Origin of the sequence: Sorangium sp. So ce834 (assembly GCF_051521425.1) — a bacterium.
Classification (GTDB): Bacteria; Myxococcota_A; Polyangia; order Polyangiales; family Polyangiaceae; genus Sorangium; species Sorangium cellulosum_D.
Genome location: NZ_CP150351.1, coordinates 5,793,307 through 5,810,323, shown reverse-complemented (window position 1 = coordinate 5,810,323; position 17,017 = coordinate 5,793,307). Strand labels below are relative to the sequence as shown.

The following is a 17,017-nucleotide window of genomic DNA, read 5'->3' as shown; positions in this document are numbered from 1 at the left end:
TGTGCTCGGGCCCTTCATCCGCACCTCCGAGCAGGGGAGCCGCCGGTCGTCGGCGGCCGGGCTCGGCTGCGCTGCGGCGCGGCAGGCGCCGTCCGTCGTGACGCAGGGCACAGCGAGGTTGTACGGGCACGGGCTACCTCGTCTGGGCGACTGCGGATGCCGTCGCCACAAGCGACACGCACCGCCGACGCGAAGCTTGACGGTGGGTTGCCCGGTTGGCGATAAGCTGTGTTTCTCGACTGGTGCTGGACACGGTCCCCGTTCGGGAGAGGGCACCCTGCGAGGAGAAGACATGAGCGTCACGAGCGTGCAAAGGACGGACAGGACGACGGAGCGCCAGGCGCCCTCCGCGGCCCCCTCGTCCGGCCTGCGCGTCTCCTCCTCCCGGCGCGCAGACGTCGGGCGAGCCTGCGACGCGGCTCGCCGCGCCGCGCACCGGAGGGACGCGCTACACGGCGGGCGCGGGCTCACGACGGAGAACTCGCGATGAGCGAAGAAGCTCTGCGGCAAGAGATAGCGAGGCTCACGGAGCGCATCGCGACGCTCGAGCAGCAGATCGAGGAGCGCGAGCGCGCGGCGAAGGAGCAGGCCGCGCAGCTCGACCAGGCGAGGGGCGAGGCGCGCGAGCGCGGCGAGCAGCTGGCCCGCTCGGAGGACGAGCTGCGGCGGCAAGCGGGCATCTTCAAGCTCGTGCTCGACAGCATGGCCGACGGCGTCGCCGTCGTGGACCACGAGGGCGAGCTCCTGATGCGCAACCCGGCCGCGGAGCACATGCTCGGCCGCGCGTCCCTCGACGTCGCCTCGAACGGCGAGCCGGAGCCCGGCGAGGCCACGCTGTTCTTCCCCGACCAGGCGACGCCCTGGCCCACGTCCGAGCACCCGCTCGTGCGCGCCCTGCGCGGCGAGACGGTCGATCAGGTCGAGCTCTTCGTGAGGAAGCCCGCGGAGCAGGACGCGCGGCTCGCGCGCCTGCCGCAGGGCGCGCCGGGCAGCGCCATGGCGACCCTCGCCCCGGCTTCGGGGCCGCAGGCGGACGACGGCGAGCCGCGCTCGGTCCGCTTGCCGCCGACGTTCGCCGACGCGCGCCTCGATCCCGGCCCGTCGGCGGGGCTGTTCCTGACGGTCAGCGCGAGCCCGATGCGGGGCAAGGACGGCTCGATCTCCGGCGCCGTCGCCGTCTTCCGCGACGCGACCGAGAAGAAGCGCCTCATCGAGGATCTCGAGGCGAAGAACCGCGACCTGGTCGAGAGCGAGAGCGCCAAGAGCGAGCTCGTCGAGCGGCTCCGCTACGCCATCGACGAGATCTCGACGCCCATCCTCGAGCTCTGGGACGACGTCCTCGCGCTGCCGATCATCGGCGTCGTCGACTCGCGGAGGAGCGCGCAGATCATGGAGCGGCTGCTCGACGAGATCGTCCGCCGCCAGTCGCGCTACGTCATCATCGACGTGACGGGCGTCGAGGTGATCGACACGCGGACGGCCGACCATTTCATGAAGCTGATGAAGGCGGTCGAGCTGCTCGGCGCGCGGTGCCGCATCACCGGGGTCAGGCCCGCGGTCGCGCAGACGATGGTGGAGCTCGGCATCAACCTCGGCTCCGTGCGCGCCGCGCGCAACCTCAAGCACGCGCTGCGCGAGAGCCTGGCGCTCGCCGGCCAGAAGCCGACGCTCTCGTCCCTCATGGGCGGCCGCCGCGCCGCGGCCAAGGGCGACGAGAAGCAGGCAGGACAGCCTTTCACCCCTGGCGGCCAAGGGGCCGCGTTCGATCCGTCGGGCAGCGGTCCCATGACCACGTCACAGCTGCAGCTCAGCGCGAGGAAGGAGACGTCCACTTGATGCAAGCGGGTAGGGTCCCCATCGTGGGCCTCTTCGGGAATTTAATCGTCTCGGTGCAGGGCGGGCTAACCGACGGGCAGGTCGAGCAGCTGCGCGACGACGTGACGGGGTCGATCGAATCGCGCTCGCCCCGCGGCCTCATCGTCGACCTCTCCGGTGTCGAGATTCTCGACAGCTATCTCACCCGCGCCATCCGTGACATCGCGCTCACGGCTCGGCTGATGGGCGTCCGGACGGCGGTGTGCGGCCTGCGCCCCGCGGTCGCGATCGCCCTGGTCGAGATGGATCTGGAGATCCCTGGCGTCGTGACGGCGCTCAACCTGGAGCGCGCCGTCGAGATGCTCGCGCCGTCCGCGGAGGACGACCTGATGCCGCCCGAGCTCACGAACGAGGTGACGCATGAAGATCCCTCCTCGTGACGGACCGCCCTCCAGCGGCGGCGCCACGGGGCCGCCGTCGAGCCGGTCCGGTGGACCGGTGTCGACGCGCATGCCGAGCTCGCCGCAATCGGCGCGCGGCCCTGTGCCGTCGTCTCCGCAGATCGTCGGCCGCTCGATCACGGATCAGATCGAGACGGTGCTGGCGCAGTTCCTCTCGCCCGCGGTGAGGAAGAGCGTCATCGACTGCGGCATTCGGCAGGCGAAGGTCGACCCGCTCTACGCGCGCGAGGGCGATCTCAGGCGCCTGCTCGTCGAGGTCAAGCGCGGGGTGAAGCTGTTCGTCCGCGACCAGGCGCAGCTCGATCGGTGCATCACCGAGCTCGGCGAGCTCGATCACGCCGCCCCTGCGCCGCGCGAGATCACCATCGACGTGCGCAACGAGGAGGACGTGCTGCGCGCGCGGTCTGCGGGCCGCGAGCTCTGCATCGAGCACCTCGTCAGCGACGTCCTGCAGACGAAGATCGTCACGGCGATCTCCGAGCTCGGGCGCAACATCGTGAGGTACGCGGGCAACGGGCAGATCGTCGTCCGCTCGCTCACCTCGCCGATGCGCGCGATCGAGATCATCGCGCAGGACCACGGGCCCGGGATCTCGAACCTGCAGGAGATCCTGAGCGGCAAGTACCGCTCGCGCCACGGCATGGGCGCGGGGCTCCGCGGCACGAAGGCGCTCATGGATGCGTTCGATGTCAAGACGGCGCCCGGCGCGGGGACGACCGTGACGGTCAGGAAGTACCTCGGATGACAATTGCGATCGGGACCGCGTGCTGCGTCGCGGCCGGCGAGGAGGTCGCCGGCGACGAGGTGGTGGTGGTCCGGCAGTCATCCTGGGCGCTGATCGGCCTCGCGGACGGGCTCGGCCATGGTCCCCACGCAGCGCAGGCGGCCTCCGCCTTCTGTCGCTACGTGGAGGACCACGCGTCGATGCCGCTCGAGGACCTCTTGACCGGGGCAGGGGAGCAGCTCGCGTCGACGCGCGGGGCGGCCGCGGCGCTCCTGCGCATCGACGAGGGCGCCGGCGAGCTCGAGTTCTCGGGCGTCGGCAACATCGCGATGAAGGCGATCACGCGCACGGCGATGCCGATCTTCTGCTCCGCGGGGATCCTCGGGCGGCGCGTGCGGCGGCTCCGCAGCTTTCGCTTCCCCGTGGCGCCGGGCGACGTCGTCCTCTTGCACTCGGACGGCATCTCCAGCGGCTTCGATCTCGGCGCGTTCCGCGACCTCGATCCGGAGGAGATGGCGCGCCGGATCGTCGAGGTCCACAAGAAGTCGTTCGACGACGCGACGTGCGTGGTCGCGATGCTCCGCGACAGGGTCCCTTCGTGACGCAGCGCAGCCCGCCGGTCTTCAGCATCCCCGTCACGCGCGAGGAGGATCGCTTCGCCTGCGCGGCCGAGGGCGCGCAGATCGCGCGCTGGGCTGGGCTCTCGGAGCGCGCGCAGCACGAGCTCGCGATCGCGATCGCCGAGCTCGTGTCGAACGCCGTGCGCCACGGCGGCGGCGGCAGCATCAGCATCCGCGCGATCCGCGAGGACGCGCAGGCGGGCAGCGGCCGCTGGGGCGTCGAGGTGATCGTGCGCGACTCCGGCCCCGGCATCGACCCGAAGCTCGCGATCCTGGAGGATGTGGGGCCGAAGAGCGATCGCAGCCCGTCCTCGTCGAGCTCCGCGCGGCTCGCGCCGAGGATGCCCGGCCAGGGCCTCGGCGTCGGGCTCGGCGCCGTGCACCGGCTGATGAGCTCCGTGGTCATCCGCTCCTCGCCCGGCATCAGCACCGAGGTGATCGCCGTCAAGTGGAAGTAGGCGCCGCGCGCCCGTTGCCGCGCGCGAGCCTCCGAAGCGCCGAGCGGCAGCGGCTCGTCGCGCCCGCGGACACCGATCACCGATCGCGGCCGATCACGCGCGCAGGCGTCGGCTGACGACCGCGGCGACGGCGGACGTCAGTTGAGCTCTTTCTCGGTCCGCTCGTTCTGCTCGGCTTCGAGGAACGTCGCGGTGATCTCGCGCTCGAGCGCGAGGTTGATCTCGCGGTCGAGCGCCTCGATGCTGCCCGCGAGGCGCGCGACGTTGAGGGCGTAGACGAAGACCCGCGCGCACGGGTGGACCTCGGCGCTGCCGCGCAGGCCCCGCTCGCGCTCGTCGGCGTTGAGGCCGTCGAGGAGCACCAGCGCGCGCGGATCGACCCCCTCGGCCACGAGCTCCATCCCGGGCACGTCGGAGATGTAGAGCTCCGCGCCCTCGACGTACCGGCGGAGCACGGGGTTGAGCGCGGCGATCGTCTTCTGGGCGAGCGTCATGAAGCCGTCGCGGCTCGGCGCCCAGGGGGGCATGCCGAGCTCGACGTCGAGCTCGCGCGAGCGCAGGAACGCCTGCGTCGCCCCGCGGACATCGCCCCGCTCGTCGCGGATGAGCCCGAGGTAGTAGTGGGCCTCGGCGTGCCGCGGGTCCTTGAGCGCCGCCTCCTCGATGAGCGCGGCGGCCTTGTCGGCCTGGCCGATCTCGTAGAAGGCGCGGCCCACGAGGAACGTGTGGTTCGGGTTGTCGTACGGGCCGTCGGGGATCCTGGCGGCGACCTGCGCGGCCTCGTCGAGATCGCCCTTGCCGAGCAGCGCGTCGAACTTGAGGAGGAGCGCGTCGATGATCTCCTCGTCGACCTCGGCCAGGTCGAGCGCCTGGTCGCACATCTCGATCGCCTGATCGAAATCGCCGAGCGGGTGGATGTACACCTCGGCGGCGTTGAGCATCGCCTCCAGGTACGTGTCGTCGAGGGCGATCGCCTGGCGATACGCCTCGATGGCCTCCTCGCCCTCGCCCTCCAGGGCGGCGACGAAGCCGAGCAGGTTGTGAGCTTCCGGCGAGTTCGGATCGAGCTCGAGCGCCCGCCGGGCCGACGCCTCTGCTCCGCGCGTGTCCCCGCGCTGGACGAGATCCCACCCGCGATCGAGGTGCGCCGAGAACTGGTCCATGGCGGCTCCACAAGTGTGCGAAGGGGGCTCCAGAGTCAAGAGGGAGCCCTGTCAAAGCGACCGTTCAAGCTGTTCCGAACACGACCTGCCCGGATTTCTAGCGCCGAGCTCGGCCGCCGGCCAGGCGCCCGCGGGAGCGGCCGGCGGCGCCCCGTCTCCAGGGTCGGGCCCGATCGCGTCGCGCTCACTCGTGGATGGAGATGAGCGTCCCGCGGTTCTCCGGCGTGGACCAGACCCCGTGCCAGCCGCGGGGCAGCCTGGGCTCGCTCCAGAAGAAGACCTTCTTCGCGTCGAGCGGCGAGAGGTTCACGCAGCCGTGGCTCATCTCCCGGCCGAAGTTGGAGTGCCAGAAGGCGCCGTGGAGCGCGTACGACCCGTCGTAGTACGCGACGAACGGCACGTCCTCGATGCTGTACGGCAGGTCGCCCGCGACCGTGCCGTCGCCGTCCATCGTGGTCGCGATGTGCTTCTCGCGGATGCGGAACACCCCCGTCAGCGTCGGGTGGTCCTTCTTCTTCTCCTTCGAGCGCCTGCCCGGGGAGATGAGCGCCGCGAAGACGGGCCTGTCGCCCTCGACGGCGACCAGCGTCTTGCGCGACAGGTTCACGTCGATCCACTTCTCGCCCGGCGCGAGGTCCTGCGGCGGGGTGCCGAGCTCGGTGTACGTCCCGTCGGCGCCCTTCATCCACCAGCCCTCGGTGGTCTTCCGGTAGACGACCGACTTGTGCTTGTGGACGTCGCCCGTGAGGCCGAACGCGGCGAAGCGCTCGAGCGAGCCGGCCACGGAGACGGACTTCATCTCGGCGTCGAACTGGTACTTGCTCGCCGTCTTCGCGAGGATGAAGCCGACCGACTTCGCGCCCTCGGGGAAGTCGATGCCCTGCGAGGACGGCGGCTTGATGATGTACATGCGGTCGCTCGGCGCGACGAGCCCCGCGGTCGTCTTGTACCAGGTGCGGCCGTTCCACCCGAAGGTCTTGTCGACCGCGACGAAGAAGCCCTTCACCATCCGCTTCGCGACCGTCGCGTCGGCGTCCTTGTCGAGATCGGCGAGCGTGACGTTGCGCGGCTTGCCCTTGTCGTCGACGTTCTCCCACCAGGGCTTCTCGGGCTCCTCCTCGACCGGTGCCGGGGCCACGATGCCGAGCGACGCCGCCGCGGCGACGGCCGCCGCCTTGTTCTCCGCCGCAGACGCCTCCGTGGTGACGGCGGCCACCGGGGTCGCCTCGGGCGGGCTCGCCGAAGGGCGCGCGGCGGCGGCCGCCGCCGCGGCGGCGACCTCCTTCTCGGTCTCCTCGTAGAGCTCCTCGGCGCGCTGCCGCTCCTCTTCCCTCTTCTTGCGCTTCGACGACTCGAGGTACGGCTCGTAGCGCGCCATCTCGTCCTTCGAGGGGACGGAGCGGTAGAGCGGCGTGCCGTGCGTCGTGTTGAACGCGTACTTGTACGGGAGGACGTCGTCGAGGTTCGGCGCCGTGATGCCGAGGCGCACCTGCGGGTTCGACAGGTCGGTCGTGGCCGACCTCCCGCAGACGTAGCCGCCGTCGAGGAGGCGGTACCAGCCCTTGGCGCAGCTGCCGCCCTTGATCGGCTTCGGATCGACCGGCACCTTGCTGCCGAGCCGGATGTAGCCGAGCCGCTGCTTCGAGAACTCCATCGTCGGGTAGACCGCCGCCTGCGGCACGATCGAGCCGAGCAGCGGACCCGTGTAGGGCTTGTCGGGCGCGGGCGGCTCCGGGGCGGCCGAGGGCGCGGCGCTCGGCGCCTCCTTGGGGGCGTCGGCCGACGCGATCGCTCGCGCCGACGAGGTGGGCGACGGGCGGGGGAGCGACGACGTCCGCTCGGGCGGCGACTTGCCCTCGGTGGAGGGGCCGGGGGGCGCCTCGCCCTGGCAGCCGCTCGCCCACGCCGCGGTGCCGGCGAAGGCGGCCGCGGCGATGAACCCGAGCGCGCTGGAGACGAGCGAGGAGCGCGCGGCGCCGCCCGCGGAGCGGCCGGCGTCCGGCGCAGGTTGCGGCTTCCGCGCGCCGCCGGTGCGGACGTTGCCGCTGCCGTGCGATCGTGCGGGGTCGTTCTGCCCGCGGGGGCGGGGCGCCTGAGAGCGGTTCATCGCATCCACAGCGTTGGGCGAGGACCGGCCATCCCGGGCCTCGCGGTCGTTTGATCGACCCGTAGGGTCGGGTCGGCTCGGCGGTCTTAGTACCTGGTCACTCACGTGTCGATCCACTTCTCTGCGGAGCGCGCGTCCCTCGGTTTCGCCGCGGCGGGCGCCGGGGCATGCGGCGTCGCATGAGCGTCGCCGGAGCGAACGACATGCCACGCAGCCCCGACGGAGGGCGCACGCACGGCGCGCGCGCCGTCCGCGGTGCGGATGCCGTTCGGACGGCGGCTGCTAGGGTACCGCCGTGGCGGAACGGACCCCGGGGCGTGGCTCGAACAACACGACTTCGGCCCGGCGTGCGGGCCTGGGCGCCGGGGTCGTCCCGCTCGTCCGCGCCGCCTCGCGGCGCGCGCTGGCGACCGCGGCGGCCGTCGCGCTGCTCCTGCACCTGCCCCTCTTGCCGACCCCGCTGTTCTCGTGGCTCGAGGCGATGTTCGCGCTGCGGGGCGAGCTGACCGACTACGACGCCGGCGAGACCATCGTCCCGATCGATCTCGATCTGCTCGCGGACGATCCCAGCGCGGTCGCGGCGGCGCCCTCCGCGACCGGCGTCGAGGCGACGCCCGGCGGCGAGGGCGCCGCCGCGACCGCGACGCCGCCGCCCACGCCGCCCCCTCCCGCGGCGTCGGCCAGCGCCGCGCCCGAGGCGCCGGACGCGGGCGCGCCCACGCCGCCGCGCCGCCGGCCGCCGGGCGACGCGGGCCCGGACGCGGCCGGGGACGGGGGCACGGGCGATGACAGCGATCACCCGAACCTCCGCACCCCGCTGAGCGTCGCGGGCGCGCCGGGCAAGCTCGCGTCGAAGGACCCGAACGTGCAGGTGCTCATCGCCGGCGATCGGCTGCGCAGCCACGAGCTCGGCGAGTGGTTCGGCCGGATCCTGACGACCATCCCCCAGTGGCAGTCCTTCTTCCAGGACACCGCCGTCGACCCGATCCGGGACATCGACCACCTCCTCATCGCCGGGCCGCAGCTCCGCGACTCCAGCAAGGTCGTCGCCGTCATGGACTACCGGGCGCCCGAGGAGGCCATGCGCGCGGCGGTCGACGTCGTCGTCCGGCGCTCCAACGGATCGTGGATCGAGGACGCCCCCGTCCCCGCCGCCCGGGCCACCGCCGACCGCAGCGAGCGCATCTTCGCGCTGGTCCCGGACCGGCGGCTGCTGGTGGTCCTTCCCGCTGAAGAAGAAGGTCAATTATACAAGTTGAAGTCCATGAAAGGCTTCAACAAATCGTCGGCGGCGGGCATCGTCATCTCCATGCTCACGCCGGCGAACGCCTTCCGCGGGGTCCAGGCGCTCCCGAAGAGCATCGCGTGGATGCGGCTCACGGTCACGCCGACCAAGGACGGGGGCGCCGACCTGACCCTCACGGCGGCCGACGAATCCGCTGAAGATGCGCTGGCTCACGCGCAGGAGCTCACGAGGACCTTGAACGCGATCCGGACCATCAACTTGGGGATCACGCGCATCGACGTGGTGGATGAGGTCACCTTCAACACCGACGGGAAGGTCATCTGGTCGAAGCTCCACGTCACGAACCGGCAGCTCAAGCTGATCATGGGGTTCGTGGAGCAGGCGCTGCGGGATCAGGCCGCCGCGCGGAGGAAGTAGCGCGCGCGGCGCGGAAAAGAGGCGGCGCGCGGGGCGAAGGACGGTCGCGCGCGCCTCGGGGGGACGCGATGCCCCACCGGGGCCGCTCGGAACACTAGCCAAAGGGGCGGCGTTCAGTTAATCCGACCAGCCCGCGACGATGACGCCCGATCACTCTCCGCACGCCGTGCTCGATGAGCTTGCCGGACACCCCCATGGCGACGACCTCGCGCGGGTCGTCCACACGGCGGCCTTCGCCGCCGCGGACGAGCGGCGGACCACCCTGGAGGGCGGCCTCGCGGAGCTCGTGGACCGCGCGGGCCTGTCGGTCGCCGACGCGGAGACCCGCTTCGGCAACGTGATCCGGGCGCTCGAGCGCGGCACCAGCGAGGGCGCGGGGAGCGCGACCCGGGTGCTCCTCGCCACGCTGCTCGCCCGCGGGGTCGCCCTCTCGCCGCCCGAGGGGCCGGACGCGGAGGGGCGCGTGGCCGAGGCGCTCGTCTGGCTGGCGACGTACACCTCGGTCGACGCGCTGACCGCCCTGGACGCCGCGCTGGGCGAGCGCGCCGCGGGGCTCTGGCGGGCGGTCGCCGCGCTGGTGCGGCGCGCCGACCAGGGCGCGCTGCCGCAGCTCGGCCGGGCGGGCGCGATCATCGCCGCGGCCGCGCTGCGGGGGAGCGCCTCGCCGGACGCGCGCGCCGAGGCCGGGTCGCTGGTGGACGAGGTGCGCGACCCGATCGTGCGGTCGCTGCTGCGCGACGCGGTGTCGCCCGGCCGGCGGCCGAGCCGCGCGCCGGGCGCGTCGACCGCGGGCGGCGACGCCGCGCAGGGCGGCGCGGGGGCGAGCGGGGACGAGGGCTGGGCGGAGGGCGACGGCCGGGCGCCGGGGCGGCTCGCGGGCGAGCTGTCGCCGCCGCCGCGCGGGCCGGTGGCGCTCGTGCTGCTGGCGGCGACCGGGATCCTGCTGGCGATGCACGTCGTCCGGCTCGCGGGGCGGTTCCTCCTGCGGTACCGCCGGCCGGCCGCGGTGGAGATCAGCCCGAGGGGCGTGACCGTCCGGAGCCGGACCGAGCTGTTCGGCCGGACGCTGCGAGAGCAGGAGACGTACATCCCGGTCGAGTCGCTCCTCCGGGCGACGCGCGAGGTGCGCTACCCGCGGCTCGGGCTCTACGCGGGGCTCGTGGCGCTGGGGCTGGGGACGTATCTCGGCGTGTCGCTGCTCGTCGACGGCGCGCGGGCGGGCTCCCCCGAGCTGCTCGGCATGGGCGCGCTGGTGTTCGCGTTCGGCGCGGCGCTCGACTTCGGGCTGTCGCACGTGGAGACGGCGGCCCGCGGCCGCTGCCGCGTGGTCCTCGTCCCGCGGAAGGGCCCGGGGGTCGCGCTCGCGGGGATCGAGCGCGCGGCCGCGGACGCCGCGCTGAGCAGGCTGCCGCGCGCCTGAAACTTGGCCGGAGCGCGCCGCCTCCGCTAGGCCGATCGGGCGAGGTGATGGCGATGCGCTCGAAGACCGAGGCGATGGCGGGGCTCAGGCGGATGCTGCACGACATGCTGATCGCGCGGGAGGGCGGGGAGAGCGCTCCCCGCCTGGCGCGCGCGAAGGGTTACGTGGACGGCGCGATGCGCGAGCTGCTCGAGAGCGGCCAGGCGACCCGGCAGGAGCTCCTGGAGCTCGTGGCCGCCGAGCGCGCGCGCGTGAGCGGCCCCGCGATCGCGGAGATCGGCGCGGCGTCGCTGTGAGCGCGTGACGGCGCCGCGCTGCGGCTCGCTGGGAGCGGTCGTGAGCGCGTGACGGCGCCGCGCTGCGGCTCGCTGGGAGCGGTCGTGAGCGCGTGACGGCGCCGCGCTGCGGCTCGCTGTGAGCGCGTGACGGCGCCGCGCTGCGGCTCACTGCGGCGCGCAGGTCGTGTTCGTGGCGAAGTCCCAGCAGGCGCCGCTCACCCCGGGCGCGCCGGCGTTCGCATCCGCGCCTCCGACCCCGGGGCGGCCGCCCTCGCCGGCCGTGCCTGCGGCGAACTGCACCGTCGCCGGCGCGCTCGGCGCGACCGCGTAGGCGATGCCCACCGCGTGGCCTCCCCGGCCGCCGCCGCCGGCGCCGCCGTCGCCCCCGGGACCGCCGGGGCCGCCGTCGCAGCCCTTCCGGGCGCCCGGACCTATATCGTCATCCACCGAGCCACCGACGGCGCCGCTGCCGCCGTTGCCGCCGCGCCTTCCGTCGCCGCCCGTGCCTCCGTGGCCCGCTGCGCCGACCGTGATGTTCACCTCGGTCAGCGCCAGCCTGGTCCCCAGGCTGAGGATCCCGATGCTCGACCCGCCGGCCTTGCCGCCGCCCCCTCCTTTGCCCCCGCAGCCGCCGGCCCCACCGCCGCCGCCGCTGGCCCCGGCGCCGTCGCTCCATTCGCCGCTGCCGGCCGCGCAGAACCTCCCCGCCTTCGCGCCGCCGCCGCCCCCTCCGCCCTGACCGCGCGCACCGTTCGTGCCGCCCTTGCCGTCGCCTCCGCTGACACCGGCCAGCGTCAGCAGGGTGCCGCTGCCAGGGGCGCCGGTCTGGCCGTTGTCGCCCGGCGCGCCTTCTCCTCCGCGCGTGCAGTTGGTCAGCGCATCCGGCTGTCCATATCCGACGCCGCCGACGCCGGCCCCCGCGGGGTTCTCTCCCGGCGGCGGCGTGCCGGCGGTGCCGTCCTGCCCGCGCCCATCGTCTTCCCCGGTCTTTCCACCGAGCCCCCCGACGCCGCCGCGCGTCTCTCCATCGTCGCAGACCGTCACGCCGGGCACGCCGCCGTAGACCGTTCCGTCGCACGTATCCGAGACGTCGTCCGGCGCGCTCGCTCCGCTCTGCGGGCTCGTCGGCGTCTCGCCCCGCGCGCCGTTCATCCCGTCGCCCGCGATCACGTCGACGCGCACGAGCTCGGCCTCGATGTCCGCGACCGCCACGCCGACCGACGACCCGCCCGGCTTCGTCGCGTCGGCCGCGCGGATCGTGAAGTTCTGGACCTTCACCCCGCCCGCGTCCGCCGCCAGCGCGAGCGCCGCCTCGTCGGCGGGGCCCTCGATCGCGCTCCGCGCCTGCTCGCTCCACGTCCAGTCCGCGGCGCAGTCGAAGCCGCCGATCACCTCGACCGGCGCCTTGACCGTGACGCTCTCCTCGAACACGCCGCTCGAGCACGCCAGCACCCGCTTGCCGTTCGCGTTCGCGATCGCGTCCGCGAGCGACGCGTACGGCCGCGCCTTGGTCCCGTCGCCGCCGGACGCCGCGTCCGCGCTCGCGAACACCGCGCACCGCTCCGTCACCGTGCTCGCGTCCTGGGTCGGATCCGGGGCGCACGTCGGGTCGGGTTGAGCGCCGCCGGTCCCCGTCCCTGCGGGGGGGCAGTACCTGGCGTCGTCCTCGCAATCCTCGGAGTAGGACAGCGGCCAGCACCCGACGAGCTGCAACGCCACGACCGCCGACGCGGCGGGGAGCATCCACAGGAAGGGGATGCCGAGCCTCCGCCGGCGCGCGGCGCGCCGCGACGGCGCGCCGATCTCGGCCTGCGCTCCGCCGGAGGGGGGAGGGGATGCGTTGCTCACCGCCGTGCTGCTCGTCCGTTCCGTCGCTCTCATCGTCCAAGCCTTTCCTGTGGCGCTTCGCTGTGCCTGCACATCGTTGCAGAGGACGCACCGCGCCCCGGTCGCGCCGACCGGAGCATAGCCAGTCGGCGGATCGCCGGATCAAGGGCGATCCGCCGGCCGCATGCTCCCGCCGGAGACCCGCGCGGCGCCCCGCGCCTCGCCGGGCCGGGCGCCGCGCCTGGCGGGGGCTCAGGGGGCGACGAGCGCCACGTCGCCCTTCGTGGTCTGGCCGCCGACGCGCCACCAGTTCGCGATGAGCAGCTTCCCGTCCACCTCGATGATCCGGGAGAAGGCGCCCGCGAACCCCTCCTGCTCGATCTCCTGCACGAGCCAGCTGTGGCCGTCGCCGCTCTTCGTCCCGATCGCGAGCCGCAGGGTCCCGCTCGTCGCGTCCTGGTAGCTGATGCGCACCTCCCCGGCCGCCGTCACGAACACGCTCGCGTCGTCGCCGACGAGGTGCTGCCCGTCCGCGAAGGGGACGCCCTCGATCCCGAGCCCGTCGTCCGCCACCTCGGGCGCCTCGACCTCCTCGCCGCCCTTCACCCGCGCGTACCGCAGCCCCTCGGAGCGGCCGTCCGCGTAGGCGAGGTGCCAGTCGCCGGCGCGATCGATGAACAGCGACGCGCCCATGCCGACGTCGCCCGTGTCGGTCCCGTCCGGCGCCGCGCCGTCCACGATCCGGGTCTCCCACGCCCCCGCCGATCGCGACGCGATCACCACGTCGCCGCGGATGCGATCGTAGAACGCCAGGCCGAACCCGCCCGCGTTGTCCGGGGCCATCGCGATGTAGTCGCCGATCGCCTCGGGGTACGTCTCGGTCCGGTTCCCGTCGGAGATCGCGGCGCACGCCGGCGAGCCGTCGTCGTCGATGCACGCCTGTCCCGAGGCGCACACCGGCGCGCAGTCGCCGCTCGCGAGCGGCTTCACGCAGCGCCCCGTGGACCGGACGCACTTCGTCCCCGCGCCGCAGAGGAACTCGCGGCACGGCGTCGCCTCGTCCGTCGCCACGTCCTCGAACCGCCACGCGCCCTCCCCGGGCGTGGAGCTCTCCCCGGTCGCGAGCCGGACGCTCGACGTGACCGCGCCGCCCTCGCCGGGCTCCATCGCGAGGTAGGCGATGACGGGCAGCCCCTTCACGAAGAGGAGCTTCGCGTAGCGGCCGATGTCGCTGTTCGGCGCCTGCTGCACGGAGCTCACGGCCCACGCGTCGCCCTGCTTCTGCGCGAACTTCAGCCCGCGGTTGGTCCGGTCGTAGTAGGCCACCGCCGGCTCGCCTTCCGGGTCGATCGCGATCGAGGTCCAGAGGCCGACGTCGTCGCCCGGCTCGGTCTGGCCCCCGCGGAACCCGCTCGCGTCGAACCGGGTCGGGTCGACCGGGGGCTCGGCGGGCACGCCGTCGATCGCCTCCCACGCGACGGCCTCGCCGTCCCACGTGCCGACCACGAGGTCGCCCCACTGGAACGCGTTGCGCCAGTCGGCCTCCGCGTAGCCAGCGACCCAGACGGTGCGCTTGTCGGCGGCGACCGCGACCGACGTGTAGGCCCCGATGAGCCCGTGCTCCAGCGTCATGCAGTCGGGCGCGACGCATTTCTGGTCCTCCACGACCGGCTCGTCGCTGCACGAGCAGCCCGCGTGCGAGCCGAGGAGCGCGGTCACGGCGACGGCGGCCAGCGCGCCGCGTACGCCGCGCCGGGCCGCGCGCGTCGGCGCCTCGCCGCGAGCAGGCGCCTCGCCGCGGGCAGGCGCCTCGCCGCGCCGGGCGCCGCCGCGCCGCGCGAGCCGCACGATCGCCGCGGCGGCCGCGAGGCCGAGCCAGAGGCCGCCCGACGGGCCGTCGCCCGGGCCGCCGGCCACGACGCAGCCGCAGCCGGCCGACGGGTCGACGGGGAAGCGGCCGCGGAGGATTGGCTGCCGCGCCGTGCCGAGGTTCCCCTCCTCGTCCACGGCCTCGACCTCGATGTCGGCGGCGCCGCCGACGTCCACCGACCGCATCTCCGCCGCCGTCGACCACGCCGACCACGGCCCGCCGTCGAGCCGCACGCGCACCTTCGCGCGCTCGGCGTCCGACACCCGGTCGCGCACCTCGAGAGGCGCCCACCCGTCCACCGCCGCGCCGACCGAGATGACCGGCGGATCGACGTCGACCACCATCTCCACGGTCGCCGGCGTGGGATCGAGCGACAGCGGGTCGCCCGCGACGCGCGATCGCACCGAGATCAGGTGGCGCCCCGGGAGCCGCAGCCAGTCGTCGCGCAGGTCGACGATGCGCTCGCGCGTGAACGGGCGCCACGCGCCGCCGTCGACGCGGTACGAGTACTCGACGACCCGGGTGCCGTCGTCGAGCGGCGAGCTCATGACGAGCCGCGCCGTGGGCCCGTTGTCGCGGGTCATCGTCGGCAGGCGGAGCCCCTCGGCCCGCACCTCCTTGCGGCTCAGCTCGGCCCGCGTCTCGCTCTGCATCGAGCGCTGCTGCGCCGCCGTGGCGAACGACGCGAAGATGCCGAGGTAGTTGTCCTGGCCCTTCGTGAGCTTCCGCAGGCCGGGGGAGCCCGCCCCCTCGGCCGACTCCGGGAGGATCAGCGAGAGCCCGAGCGGCGCGAGCGGCCCGTCGAGATCGATCGCCGGCAGGCCGCTGCCGATCAGCTGCCCGACCTGACTGCCGATGAGGCTGCCCAGCGCCTCCGCGATCGACCTGGGGTTCTCCCGGAGGAGCGCGCTGTTCGTCACCTCGCCGTTCGTGACCCCGATCGTCGCGATCACCGGCGTGAGCCCCTCGGGGGTGACCGCGAGGTTCATGGGCACATCGAGATCGAACGTCGCGGTCATGAACCGGATGAACCGGTCGAGCGACCAGATGTAGAAATCGAAGCTCGCCCGCTCGAGCTGGATGCGGATCAGCGGATCGTCGACGGCGTCCGTGCCGTTGCCGAAGGTGACCCGCGGCGGCGCCTGCGGGCGGATGACGAGCGCGACCTGCTGCGACTCGTGCTGGAGCGTGAGGTCCTTGGCCGACGCCGCGAGCAGCCCCAGCGTGCCGGAGTTGAGGAGAGGCACCGTCTCCGTGGAGATCCCGAGGCAGAGCAGTCCGCTGTTGTAGAGGCCGTTCATGGCGTAATTCGCGAACCGCTCGGAGATCGCGAGACCGACGTGCGGGCCGGGGAGATCGCCGGGCCAGCCGGAGACGGTGTTGGCGACGAGCTCATCCGGAATCGGAATGCCCGTGGGCAGCGCGATGTCCGACAGCGGCACACACTTCGAGATCGGCAGCGGCTCGGCGCCGCCGTAGAGGCCGAGGGTGACCCCGTTGCCGACGGGGTTGAGGTCGCCCCACGCGAGATCCGAGCCGTCGTCGCGCTCGCCCATGCCGCCGCCGGCGAGCAGGAGGTCGAACCCGCCCTGGGTGCCGGGGGAGAAGCTCGCGAGCAGCCGGCCGAGGTCGAGGTGGCCCTCGACGCCGAGCAGGACCGAGGCGCACTCGTCGGTCGCGTGCGTGCCGTAGCGGCAGACGCCGCCGATGTCGTTCGTGCCGTCGGGGCAGGCCGGATCCAGCGCCGGATCGGCCTTCTGACAGAGCTGCTGGTCGAGCTGAGCCTTCAGCGCGTTGGACATGGATCCCATGAAGATCGTGAGGATCGGCTTCACGAAATCGAGGGCATCGCCCACCCACGTGCCCCCGCAGTCGAGGTGCAGGCTCGATTTGAGCTGATCCTCGTCGATCGAGAGCCGGTTCACCTTGACGCGCGAGTAGCCCTGCCGCGAGTGCTGCGGGTTCACGTCGATCTCGATCGAGAGGTCGACCTCGACATCGATGTTCGTGAAGGTCTGCTCGTCGGGCGGGCACGCGTCGTTGCCGTTGAGGGTGACGTACTGGGTGCTCTCGCCCAGGAAGCCGCCGTCGAGGAAGATGGGCAGGCGCTGCATCCGCACCGGCAGAGGCCCCCGGATGACCAGGTTGTGCGGCGTCTTGGGCTGGATCTGCAGCGCCGCGCGCCCCGCGTCGATCTCGGCCACGCACGCCGGGGGGGTCGCCGCCGGATCGGCCCCGCCGGGACAGAGGGTGTAATCGACGATGCCGGCGGCCACGGAGCCCGAGGACTTCGGGATGGAGAAGGTGATCACGCCGCTGTCCCCGCCGCCCAGCAGCGCGCGCCCGAGCACGCCCAGGTTCTGCTCGAGGAACTCGACGCCCGACTGCGTGAGCCGCGCCGAGCCGGCGTTTTCGATGCGGTCCGCGGGCTTGAAGCCGGCGGGGAGGGGGGTCATTCCACAGCCGGAGCACCCGCCGCCCGATGCGGCACATCCGGCGATGACAAGGAGCACAAGGATGGAGGAGAAATGCTTGATGACGCGGGGCATAAGGAACCCTCCGAGGAGCGCGACCCGCAGCGCCGGGCCCGCTGGGCGCGGGCGTCAGGACG

At 73.4% G+C, this 17,017-nt stretch carries 12 protein-coding genes; 8 read left to right on the top strand and 4 right to left on the bottom strand.

All coding sequences use genetic code 11. The features are described from left to right. Nucleotides 1-486 precede the first annotated feature (486 nt). Genes WMF20_RS20905 through WMF20_RS20885 form a run of 5 tightly spaced genes read left to right on the top strand, consistent with a single transcriptional unit; the run spans nt 487 to nt 4,078 of the window. Nucleotides 487-1,836 carry an STAS domain-containing protein gene (locus WMF20_RS20905; RefSeq protein WP_437616192.1) on the top strand — a complete coding sequence of 450 codons (1,350 nt, stop codon included), beginning with the start codon at nt 487-489 and terminating at the stop codon, nt 1,834-1,836. Between the two features lie 23 nt (nt 1,837-1,859). Next, nucleotides 1,860-2,255, top strand: coding sequence for an STAS domain-containing protein (locus tag WMF20_RS20900; RefSeq protein ID WP_020736301.1), 396 nt, complete (start codon nt 1,860-1,862; stop codon nt 2,253-2,255). Further along, nucleotides 2,236-3,021 (top strand): anti-sigma regulatory factor, encoded by a 786-nt coding sequence (locus tag WMF20_RS20895; RefSeq protein WP_049949574.1) that lies wholly within the window; start codon nt 2,236-2,238, stop codon nt 3,019-3,021. The genes WMF20_RS20900 and WMF20_RS20895 overlap by 20 nt, the downstream gene beginning before the upstream one ends. Further along, nucleotides 3,018-3,602, top strand: a complete 585-nt coding sequence (locus WMF20_RS20890; protein ID WP_437616190.1) for a SpoIIE family protein phosphatase — start codon at nt 3,018-3,020, stop codon at nt 3,600-3,602. The genes WMF20_RS20895 and WMF20_RS20890 overlap by 4 nt, the downstream gene beginning before the upstream one ends. Beyond that, entirely contained in the window at nt 3,599-4,078 is a 480-nt protein-coding gene (locus WMF20_RS20885) for an ATP-binding protein (RefSeq protein ID WP_129576032.1), read from the top strand. The genes WMF20_RS20890 and WMF20_RS20885 overlap by 4 nt, the downstream gene beginning before the upstream one ends. 137 nt (nt 4,079-4,215) lie before the next feature. Here the strand turns inward: WMF20_RS20885 and WMF20_RS20880 are convergent, their stop codons facing one another. Then, entirely contained in the window at nt 4,216-5,241 is a 1,026-nt protein-coding gene (locus WMF20_RS20880; RefSeq protein WP_129576031.1) for a tetratricopeptide repeat protein, read from the bottom strand. A gap of 184 nt (nt 5,242-5,425) precedes the next feature. Next, nucleotides 5,426-7,348, bottom strand: a complete 1,923-nt coding sequence (locus WMF20_RS20875; RefSeq protein WP_437616187.1) for a L,D-transpeptidase — start codon at nt 7,346-7,348, stop codon at nt 5,426-5,428. Between the two features lie 295 nt (nt 7,349-7,643). Between WMF20_RS20875 and WMF20_RS20870 the strand changes: the two genes are divergently transcribed. The 3 genes from WMF20_RS20870 to WMF20_RS20860 all read left to right on the top strand — a co-directional run bounded on the left by WMF20_RS20870 (nt 7,644) and on the right by WMF20_RS20860 (nt 10,727). Then, nucleotides 7,644-9,011, top strand: a complete 1,368-nt coding sequence (locus tag WMF20_RS20870; protein WP_437616185.1) for a hypothetical protein — start codon at nt 7,644-7,646, stop codon at nt 9,009-9,011. Nucleotides 9,012-9,150: 139 nt separating this feature from the next. Continuing rightward, nucleotides 9,151-10,431 (top strand): hypothetical protein, encoded by a 1,281-nt coding sequence (locus WMF20_RS20865; protein ID WP_437616183.1) that lies wholly within the window; start codon nt 9,151-9,153, stop codon nt 10,429-10,431. A gap of 53 nt (nt 10,432-10,484) precedes the next feature. Continuing rightward, entirely contained in the window at nt 10,485-10,727 is a 243-nt protein-coding gene (locus tag WMF20_RS20860; RefSeq protein WP_237245524.1) for a hypothetical protein, read from the top strand. A gap of 147 nt (nt 10,728-10,874) precedes the next feature. On the opposite strand, the gene WMF20_RS20855 is transcribed toward WMF20_RS20860, so the two are convergent. Together WMF20_RS20855 and WMF20_RS20850 are read right to left on the bottom strand one after the other, a co-directional pair. Beyond that, nucleotides 10,875-12,590 (bottom strand): hypothetical protein, encoded by a 1,716-nt coding sequence (locus WMF20_RS20855; RefSeq protein WP_437616181.1) that lies wholly within the window; start codon nt 12,588-12,590, stop codon nt 10,875-10,877. A 198-nt stretch (nt 12,591-12,788) separates the two neighbouring features. Then, complete coding sequence (locus WMF20_RS20850; RefSeq protein ID WP_437616179.1) at nt 12,789-16,862, bottom strand: hypothetical protein; 4,074 nt, start codon at nt 16,860-16,862, stop codon at nt 12,789-12,791. Between the last annotated feature and the right edge of the window lie 155 nt (nt 16,863-17,017).